Consider the following 9,386-nt stretch of genomic DNA (forward strand, 5'->3'; position numbering starts at 1 on the left):
AGGCCTAGAATTCGCGCATCTGTTTAATTCCCAAGGTAGCCCTTTAATGTCCTTCGCTGAGCAATTAACCCGCCTGCAAGTCTTCCTCGACGCCGACGAACTGCATGACGAGGCGCTGGACTACGTGGCCGCCCACGGCTACCTCACTGCGCTGTCGATCTGTTCCGAAACCGTTCCCGACCGTGAATGGATCGACGCCCTCTTCGCCGAAGAGCCGCATTACGCCGACGACACCGAGCGTGAAGCGATTGAATCCACCCTGCTGCTGCTCAAGGCTCACATCGCCCGCCAATTGGCTGCCGATGAAGAATTCGAGCTGCCATGCGACCTGGACTTGGGCGAGGAGCCGGACGATTCCGACCTGCGCGGCTGGTGCATCGGTTTCATGGAAGGCGTGTTCCTGCGCGAAGCGGCCTGGTTCGAAACCGCCGAAGACGAAGTCAGCGAAATGCTGCTGCCGATCATGGTCGGTTCGGGTCTGTTCGACGAACAGCCTGAGTTCGAAGACATCGCCAAAGACGCCAACCTGATGGACGACATGATCGTACAGATCCCGGAAGCGCTGACTGCGCTGTACCTGCTGTGCCAGGCACCAGACGAAAAACCGGCGATACTCAAGCCTCGTCACCACTAAGGTTTTGCCTATGGACAACCCCATAGGCAACCGCTCCCTGATGTTGCGTTACGTGCTGCTGGCCATCGGTTGGCTGAGCGTAGCGCTGGGGGTGATCGGGATTTTCCTGCCGGTGCTGCCCACCACGCCCTTCCTGTTGCTGGCGGCCGCTTGCTTCGCCCGCAGCTCTCCGCGCTTCTATCATTGGCTGGTTGAGCATCCACGGCTTGGGCCGTGGGTACGCGATTACCTGAGCGGCAACGGCATCCCGCTCAAAGGCAAGGTCTACGCCATCGGGCTGATGTGGGCGAGCATTCTGCTCTCCTGCTATCTGGTGCCCCTGCCGTGGGCGCGGGGGTTCATGCTCACCAGCGCCGTTCTGGTGACCGTCTACATCCTCAAACAGAAAACCCTGCAAAAGCCCTGAAAGCACCCCGATCATGCCGTCTCGGTCCGACGATCGACCCTACCTTTCAAAAAACACCGCCTAGACTTCAGGCATCTGTACCCGAGCAGCCAGACATGTCCCGCAGTCCGCGTAGTCCAGGATGGTCAACGCTCCGACTTCGGCTCGGCGAATGGTTGTTGCTGATCACTTTTCTATTGGCCGGGCTGGGCAGTGTCTGGGCCAACTGGGATTTTGCGCAGATTCTGCAAACCGCAGAAAAACGCTACGGCACCCTCGGCCCGGAACGAGGACGGATCGAGGCCTGGAGTCAGATGCTGCGAAGCGAAGTCAATGCCCCCGAGCGCGAGCAACTGAACGCAGTCAATCGTTTCTTCAATCAGCAACTGAGCTTTCTGGACGACACCCGCATCTGGCGGCAGACCGATTACTGGGCCACGCCCGTCGAGTCCCTGATCAAAGGTGCCGCTGACTGCGAGGACTACGCACTGGCGAAGTATTTCAGCCTGCGCCACCTCGGGATTCCCAGCGAGAAACTGCGCATCACCTACGTCAAAGCCCTGACCCAGAACCAGGCGCACATGGTGCTGACGTTCTACAACAGTCCCACGGCCGATCCGCTGGTGCTGGACAACTTGATCGGCGAAATCCGCCCCGCCTCCCAACGCAAAGACCTGCTGCCGGTGTACGCCTTCAACGCCGAAGGCCTCTACTTGCCGGGAGCCAATGGCGGTAAACGCAGCAACGACTCGAAAAACCTGTCGCGCTGGCAGGACGTATTGAAAAAGATGCAGGCCGAAGGGTTCGCCGTGGGTGACGGCTAGCCACCATCGCAAGGAGCGTTTTATGTCACTGCGCAAACAGTTGTTTCTCGCCATTTGCCTGTTCTTGCTGGTGGCTTTCAGCGGCAGTTTTTTTGTCAGCCTGGAAAGCTCTCGCGACCAGATGCTCGGCCAATTGCGCTCCCACGCCCAGGACGCCGCCACGGCATTGGGTTTGTCGTTGACGGCGCAGATCGATGACCAGGCGATGACCGAATTGATGGTCAGCTCGATTTTCGACAGTGGTTACTTCAGCAGCATCCGAGTCATCAATATCGAGAATGAGCAGGTGCTGGTGGAGCGCAGCGTATCGGCGGAAATCAAAAGCGTTCCCACCTGGTTTGTCAGTTTGGTCAATCTGCACCCACCCGGTGGCGAAGCGCTGGTCATGCGTGGCTGGGTGCAGGCGGCACGGGTCGAAGTGCTGAGCAACCCGCAATTCGCCCTGGCCAAACTCTGGGACAGCACTCTCGGCAGCCTGATCTGGTTGCTGATTTGCGGACTGCTCAGCGCCGTGTTTGGTGGCTGGTTGCTGCGCCGGCAATTTCGTCCACTCGACACCATGGTCAAACAGGCCGAAGCCATCAGCAAACGCGAGTTCCTCAGCCTGCCAAAACTGCCGCGCACACCGGAGTTGAAACGCGTGGTACTGGCCATGAACCAGATGGTCGAAAAGCTAAAAGCGCTGTTCGCCGAAGAGGTCGCGCGCAGTGAAAAACTGCGGGCCGAATCCTATCAGGACAACCTTACGGGCCTGGCCAATCGACGCTTGCTGGATGAACAACTGGACGACCAATTGCTGGTCTCCGAGCAGAGCAGCGACGGCCATTTGCTGATGCTGCGGATCAACGACCTGGTCGGTCTCAACCAACGCTTGGGTGGTCAGCGCACTGACGCGTTGATCAGCACCATCGGTGAACTGCTCAAGCGTCTGACCCAACTTGCGGAACGTCGCACCTGGCTGGCGGCACGCAATCGCGGTGGCGAGTTCAGCCTGCTGACACCGGGCCTCGACGCCAAGGACGCGGCACGCCTGGCTTCCGAAATCAGCGCCACCCTGGAAAACCTGCGCTTGACCGGTGCCAGCGATTGCATGCCGGTCGCACACTTGGGGATCGTCGCTTTCCAACCCGGTGAACCGGCCAGTGACGTGCTGACGCGACTGGATCAGGCGTTGACTCAAGCCCAGCGACATCCCGAGCGCCCGTGGGTCCACTTGGCCTATTCCAATACCGCGCCGGACCCGTCTCAAAACGACTGGCAAACCTGGATCGACGACGCCTTGAACCAAGGCAAGATGCAGTTGTATTTCCAACCCGTCGTGCAATGCGCCGACACCAGCCAGGTGTTGCATCACAAAGTCCTCGCGCGCCTGCTGGACCCACAGGGCGAGGCGATAGCCGCCGGGCATTGCCTGCCATGGATCGAACGCCTCGGCTGGTCGGCCCGGTTCGACCTGGCGATGCTCGAAGCCACCCTCGATTACCTCGTCATTAATCGTTGGCCCCTGGCGTTAAGCCTGTCCGGCAGCACCCTGCGCGATCCCGCGCAGCTGCAACACATCCTCGACATGCTCGAATCGTTGCCCGAACTCGCGCCCCTGCTGATTCTGGAAATCGACGAACGCCAACTGCCCCCTCAGGAAGAACTGCAACGCCTGAGCCACAGCTTGCTCAACACCGGTTACCGCATCGGTCTGCAGCATTTTGGCGGCAGCTTTAGTCAGATCGGCAATCTGACCCAGCTGGGGTTGGCTTACTTGAAAATCGACGGCGCTTACATCCGCCATATTGATGAGCAGAGTGATAAAAAGCTGTTCATCGAGGCGATTTTTCGGGCGACCAACAGCATTGATTTGCCGTTGATTGCGGAGATGGTAGAGACCAAGGGGGAGTTGGAGGTGATCCGGGAGCTGGGGTTGTTTGGGGTGATGGGGCGGTTGATCGGGCCGCCGGAGCCTATGTAACGAGCCTGAGCTCGTTTCTTACCGATTGTCCACGTGGATCTGGCAGCCACACCCGGCCATATCGTCAGCTACGACCCACAGGATCAAATTGCGCAGGACAGCTCCATGGCCATGCTGCTCAAGGCGATATCTCCTCGTTCAGCGAGACAGGAAGAATAAGAAAAGGGGCAAAAGCGGACACATTTATTTGTCCATAAAAGTGAGCATGAACGTTGATGTTTAATAGACACCTTCAGATACTCACTCAGGCTACACAGCCTTGCGCCATTGCCTACGACTGCGCCAGAATCCGCCGGCTTGTGCGCCTTGGGTCTGGGGCTCTATCGTTTCCCTGTCGCTGAAAAACAGCGATCGGGTTTGGTAGCCCGGATTAACTAGTCGCATAGCGCACCATTTGCAGGCCTGTCCAGGCTTCTGTTTTATGGTGGCCATGCGCAGGGCTCCTTCGGGGGCGCCGGGTCCTAGTTACCGGTCTACCAACCCGCGTATGGCCGCCACCCTTCGTTTGGTAGCAAGGGTGAAGGCTCCTTTGTTTTAACTAGGAGTTTCACTATGTTCAAACCAACACCCAATCCCCCGAAAACCGACGACGTTTCCCCCTACGATTCCCTCGACTCCAAAAAACTCCACGAAGCCGCCCACCGCGCCCTCGATCACTACCTCAATCTGGCCGCCCACATCAAAGCCACCCCGCGCACACCCGGCACTATGTTCACCGTCAATCCGGAGCTCGATACCGAGACCCTGCTGGCCCACGCTTGCGAGTCGCTGGCCTCGGCCAATGTCATGACCATGGACCTGGCGGATCAAATGGAGGGGCCGAGTCGCAATTCCCTGTTGGGTATTGCGCAGATCATCATGCTGGGGGAGCTGGCGGTGAATCGGGCGCTGGACAACATCGATCCGCAGGACTAGCGATGGACTTGTGACGAGGGTGCTTGCTCCCTCGCCACAAAGGGTTTGGTCAGCGGCACCGCGTGCGCAGAGTTTGGGGCCGCTTCGCAACCTAGCGGGAGCAAGCTCCCTCGCCACAGGGATCGCGGTTCTTCAGATGAACCGCGTTATCGTTCATCGCGAGCACGCTCGCGATAGCGATGCTACGGACAACAAAAAACCCGCCATTCCTTCAACAGGAATGGCGGGTTTTGTCGTTTCAGCCGTCAGCTCACACCGTATCCACTTTCAACGAATGATCATTGAGCATGCCGTTGATGATCGTCGCCGTATCGTGCCCACCCGCAATCACCCCACCCGCCCCCGGCGTTACGCCGTAGTGGCTGGCCAGGTTCACACCCGCCAGGTCGATGGTTTGATTCGGCGCGGCCCCGGCCATGGCGCTGACGTCGATACTGATGACCAGTGAGGCGCCGCTGCCGGTGACTTTGAAGTGCAGGTAATCATCCAGCGACGCCGCGGTACCGTTTTCCCCTTGCAGCAGTTGCGACAGGTCGAGTTTGTCGGTGCCCGGCGTGAAGTCGGTGACCACGTCGTGGCCGCTGTTGCCTTTGAGCCACTGGAAGGTGTCGGCGCCGCTGCCGCCGGTGAGGGTGTTGTTGCCCAGACCGCCAATCAGGAAGTCATCACCGCCCCAACCGGCGACTAACAGCATTGATTTGCCGTTGATTGCGGAGATGGTAGAGACCAAAGGAGAGTTGGAGGTGATCCGGGAGTTGGAGTTGTTTGGGGTGATGGAACGGTTGATTGGGCCGCCGGAGCCGATGTGAACGGTACTACCGTTCGTCTTAAACCTGCATTTACCTGTCAGATCTGACAGTAGCCAGTCTTCCCAGCCTGGTGTGTGATGAACCCGCGTCCCGAGAGGACTCAGGGCTTGTCACCTTTCAGGAGAACTTGATGGATATCCAGTCCGCCGTATTGACCGAATTGTTTGTGCTGTATCCCGTGATCATCCCGGGCTGGGTCTCTCCGGTAAAACCACCCGATATCGCTCACGGCGGCATTCCAAAATCCCTTTACGACGGCCAGGCTCAGGGCCTTGAGTGTCTGGTCGACCCATGGACCGAGCTTCAGCTTCGGTCCTGGACAATGGCGGTCGATGATCGTGTGGATCTGTATGTCAACGACGATCCGACCCCTGTGACGGGCAAGACCGTCAGCACGGAGGATGAAGGTCTGCGCGTGCGTCTGTATGTGCCGCAAGGGTATCTGACACAGGGTGTCAATCGACTGCATTACAAGGTCACCCGTGTCGGCGGGAACGTTGAAAGTTCTCGGGATCTAAAGGTGCTGTACCACCTGCGGCCTGCAGATGGCCTGGATCTGATGATCCCGCCCGACGTGATCAAGGACGGCGTGAACGCTGATCGGGCGGCGCAAGGGGTGGAGTTCGGGTTCACCTACGCCAACCGGCGACCATTCGACCGTATCGAGTTTCTGCTGGGCGATGCGCTGGTCAGGTTCGATGTCCCCGATGGCACGGCGCCAATCACCCACACACTGTTCACGGACACGTTTCAGAAGGCAGGGGACAACACCAGTGCGGTGGCCGAGTTTTTTGTCGTCGACCAATTGGGCAATCGGGTGAAATCCGCAGAGAAGCGGCTGGACATCCACCTCGACCGTTTTACCCTGCCGGCCCCGACCGTCAAGGGCCAGACGGGCAACAACCTCAGCCCGACCCTGCAGGACATCCGCGTAATTGTGCCGCAAGGCTCGCTGCTGCCGACCGACAAGGTGAGCGTGATCTGGCAAGGCGCGATCAGCACGCCGGCGGCCTCCTTCACCAGCCCGCAACGGCTGGTCAGCGCCGGGCTGGAGTTTGTCGTGCCACGCTCGGTGCTGGCCTACAGCCTGGGCAAAAGCGTCACGGTCAGCTATGTCATCGAACGTGGCGGGAACTCTTCCACCTCATTGCCTCTGGCGCTGAACATCCTGACACTGCCCGCGACGGCGCTGATCCCGCCGAAGATCGTTGAGGCCGGTGCCGATAATGTGATTGACGTGATAGCACTGAATACAAAAAACGCGACCATCCATGCATTGCTTTATACGTTGATCGAGGCCGACCAACCGTGCTGGCTGAGCCTGGAAGGCAAGAAACCGGACGGCTCGGCGCACAACCTGGCGTTGTGGAACGGTCTGCCGGCCCAGACCAACGCTAATTGGATCAAACAGGGATACTGGCCGGCCGCGCTGGCCAACAGCTACCTGACGCAACTCGGGAAGGGCTCCACACTGACCATAAAGTTCAAGGCGTCGCTGGATAAAAGTAATGACCCGGCCACAGCCACGGTGTTTCCGGATCGCACGTACACGATCAAAGCCATGGATTTGATTGCCCCTACGGTGAAGGAAGCACCGAACAACACCAGTCTGAATCCCCTCGCGACCAAGGACCGACTCACCGTGATGGTTCCGCGTTACCCCGGCATGTTGGGCACGGATGATATTCGCGTGACATGGCTCGGCACATCGGGGGCCGGCTCGCACACATCGGCAACGGTGCAGGTGGGCACCGTGGGAGTCAAGGAGATCATGATCCCGAATACGGTGGTGATCCCCAACTTCGGCCTGGAAGTGACGGTGACCTACACGGTGATTCGTAACGGGGTTGATGAGAAGTCCAAAGTGTTGAAGCTGACGGTGCAAAAGATTCCGAATGAAGATCCGGCACTGGAGGCGCCTAAGATCACACAGGCAGCCAACAACGGTGAAGGGCCTGAGCTGGATACGAGCGGGCTGACTTCCGGAGCGTCGGTACGTGTCAACAGTTATCCACTGATTGCTTTTGGGCACCGCGTCTGGCTGTACATGCGAGGCAAAAACTCCAGCGGCGGAACTCACGATTTGGCAGTGATGACTGGCGCCAGTAATGCAGTGCACCAGGCATGGCTGAACCAGGGCTACTACGCCCCCATTGCGCCGTACAGCTACCTCAAGGATCTGGCGCACGGAAGTAAATTGCGGGTGGAGTTCAAGACGACGTTTGGTAGCAGCATGGATGAATCCACGGCGGTGATCTTTCCGGTGCGTACCTACAACGTCAAGGCACTGGTGGAGCTGAAGCCCGAGATCACCTCGGTGAAAGACTCCAAAAGCGTGGAGATCCCGAACGCCGGAACCACGGTAGATACCACTGTCACGCTCAGCGGTACGGCCAGCAAGGGTCAACAGGTCACGATTTTTGACGGCACAACGCCCAAGGGCACTGTAACGGCCCACGCCACAACGGGTGTTTGGACCCTTGCGTTAACGGCGCTGCCAGTGGCAGCTCACAGTTTCACGGCCAAGGCACTGTATGGCAGCGGGCAGGTATCTGCCGCCCGAACCATGACGGTCATTGCACTCGTTGCGCCAGTGATCACCTCGGTGAAAGACTCCAAAAGCGTGGAGATCCCGAACGCCGGAACCACGGTAGATACCACTGTCACGCTCAGCGGCACTGCCAGCAAGGGTCAACAGGTCACGATTTTTGACGGCACAACGCCCAAGGGCACTGTAACGGCCCATGCCACAACGGGTGTTTGGACCCTCGCGTTAACGGCGCTGCCAGTGGCAGCTCACAGTTTCACGGCCAAGGCACTGTATGGCAGCGGGCAGGTATCTACCGCCCGAACCATGACGGTCATTGCACTCGTCGCGCCAGTGATCAGCTCGGTGAAAGACTCCAAAAGTGTTGAGATTCCAAACGCCGGAACCACGGTAGATACCACTGTCACGCTCAGTGGTACGGCCAGCAAGGGTCAACAGGTCACGATTTTTGACGGCACCACGCCCAAGGGCACTGTAACGGCCCACGCCACAACGGGTGCTTGGACCCTTGCGTTAACGGCGCTGTCAGTGGCGGCTCACAGTTTCACGGCCAAAGCCTTGTATGGTAGTGGCCAAGTCTCTGCCGCTCGGACCTTTAGCGTGGTTTTACAGCTGGTTATTGATCAAACCCGAATGGTGTTGGATGGCGTAAAGCTTCTTCAAAGCTATGGATGGGCCTCCAAAGAAGTTGCGGGCAACACCGAAATACGAACCCCAAAACAGGGTACATCACCTTATGTCTATGCCAGTGTTGACACTAGTGTTGCCACAGTAGATTCAAACGGAAAAGTAAGCGGGAGGAAAAATGGAACAACGACAATTCGAGTCACCGACGCTACCAAAGCCAGTGCAACTTATTTAGTTGTCATTTCTAATGTCAGTCGAGTGCTGATAAACAATACTTTAATGACTGCTCACCAAGCTATCACCTGGGTAAGCAGTCAAGGGGGGGCACTTCGGAACGATGTTTTTGGCTCAGTCGTTCTTGTTAACAATTTTAGCGACAAGCGTCAGATATTCACACAGATCGGCAATGGAGGCAGACGTTGGTATAATGTTGGACCTAGTCCGGCAGGGGGAGAAATAATTAGTTATATGCAATGTGATGCTGCGGGGAATATTGCTGGTCTTGCATGGGGGCTAGTTCCGGGCTTGCCGCATCAATGTCAAACGATTTGTTTTGTTCCTACCTGATGGTTTTGCCCAACATTAGGCATTGTCTGGTCCTGAAATTGGTTTACACCTATTTCACCCCAATGCCCGATGCATCGCATCGGGCATTTTTGTATTTCAATGACAGGTGCGGTC

At 57.9% G+C, this 9,386-nt stretch carries 6 protein-coding genes and 2 pseudogenes; 7 read left to right on the plus strand and 1 reads right to left on the minus strand.

Annotated elements, in window-relative coordinates; translation table 11 throughout:
- The first annotated feature begins 46 nt into the window (after positions 1–46).
- The 5 genes from ACYZTU_RS21290 to ACYZTU_RS21310 all read left to right on the plus strand — a co-directional run bounded on the left by ACYZTU_RS21290 (position 47) and on the right by ACYZTU_RS21310 (position 4,721).
- Entirely contained in the window at positions 47–634 is a 588-nt protein-coding gene (locus tag ACYZTU_RS21290; RefSeq protein WP_223487825.1) for a UPF0149 family protein, read from the plus strand.
- A 10-nt stretch (positions 635–644) separates the two neighbouring features.
- Positions 645–1,040 (plus strand): YbaN family protein, encoded by a 396-nt coding sequence (locus ACYZTU_RS21295; protein ID WP_282380752.1) that lies wholly within the window; start codon positions 645–647, stop codon positions 1,038–1,040.
- A 95-nt stretch (positions 1,041–1,135) separates the two neighbouring features.
- A complete protein-coding gene (gene lapG / locus ACYZTU_RS21300; RefSeq protein ID WP_461965292.1) occupies positions 1,136–1,843 on the plus strand; it encodes a cysteine protease LapG in 708 nt (235 codons plus the stop codon).
- Positions 1,844–1,865: 22 nt separating this feature from the next.
- Complete coding sequence (lapD, locus tag ACYZTU_RS21305; RefSeq protein ID WP_461965293.1) at positions 1,866–3,806, plus strand: cyclic di-GMP receptor LapD; 1,941 nt, start codon at positions 1,866–1,868, stop codon at positions 3,804–3,806.
- 552 nt (positions 3,807–4,358) lie between these two features.
- Positions 4,359–4,721 (plus strand): DUF6124 family protein, encoded by a 363-nt coding sequence (locus ACYZTU_RS21310; RefSeq protein WP_461965295.1) that lies wholly within the window; start codon positions 4,359–4,361, stop codon positions 4,719–4,721.
- A gap of 250 nt (positions 4,722–4,971) precedes the next feature.
- Here the strand turns inward: ACYZTU_RS21310 and ACYZTU_RS21315 are convergent.
- Positions 4,972–5,400: pseudogene (locus tag ACYZTU_RS21315) on the minus strand (type I secretion C-terminal target domain-containing protein); the annotation flags it as partial.
- A gap of 1 nt (position 5,401) precedes the next feature.
- Here ACYZTU_RS21315 and ACYZTU_RS21320 point away from each other — a divergent pair.
- Together ACYZTU_RS21320 and ACYZTU_RS21325 are read left to right on the plus strand one after the other, a co-directional pair.
- Positions 5,402–5,530 (plus strand): annotated as a pseudogene (locus tag ACYZTU_RS21320) (hypothetical protein); the annotation flags it as partial.
- Positions 5,531–5,660: 130 nt separating this feature from the next.
- The gene (locus ACYZTU_RS21325; RefSeq protein WP_461965296.1) at positions 5,661–9,272 is read left to right on the plus strand and encodes an Ig-like domain-containing protein; all 3,612 of its coding nucleotides are present in this window, start codon (positions 5,661–5,663) and stop codon (positions 9,270–9,272) included.
- Positions 9,273–9,386 lie beyond the last annotated feature (114 nt).

The sequence above is a fragment of the Pseudomonas sp. HLT2-19-2 genome, from assembly GCF_054898005.1.

Bases quoted from the DNA above. Each gene is read 5' to 3' on its own strand.
- ACYZTU_RS21290 (WP_223487825.1), top strand. From the start codon at position 47: ATGTCCTTCGCTGAGCAATTAACCCGCCTGCAAGTCTTCCTCGACGCC.
- ACYZTU_RS21295 (WP_282380752.1), top strand. From the start codon at position 645: ATGGACAACCCCATAGGCAACCGCTCCCTGATGTTGCGTTACGTGCTG.
- lapG (WP_461965292.1), top strand. From the start codon at position 1,136: ATGTCCCGCAGTCCGCGTAGTCCAGGATGGTCAACGCTCCGACTTCGG.
- lapD (WP_461965293.1), top strand. From the start codon at position 1,866: ATGTCACTGCGCAAACAGTTGTTTCTCGCCATTTGCCTGTTCTTGCTG.
- ACYZTU_RS21310 (WP_461965295.1), top strand. From the start codon at position 4,359: ATGTTCAAACCAACACCCAATCCCCCGAAAACCGACGACGTTTCCCCC.
- ACYZTU_RS21325 (WP_461965296.1), top strand. From the start codon at position 5,661: ATGGATATCCAGTCCGCCGTATTGACCGAATTGTTTGTGCTGTATCCC.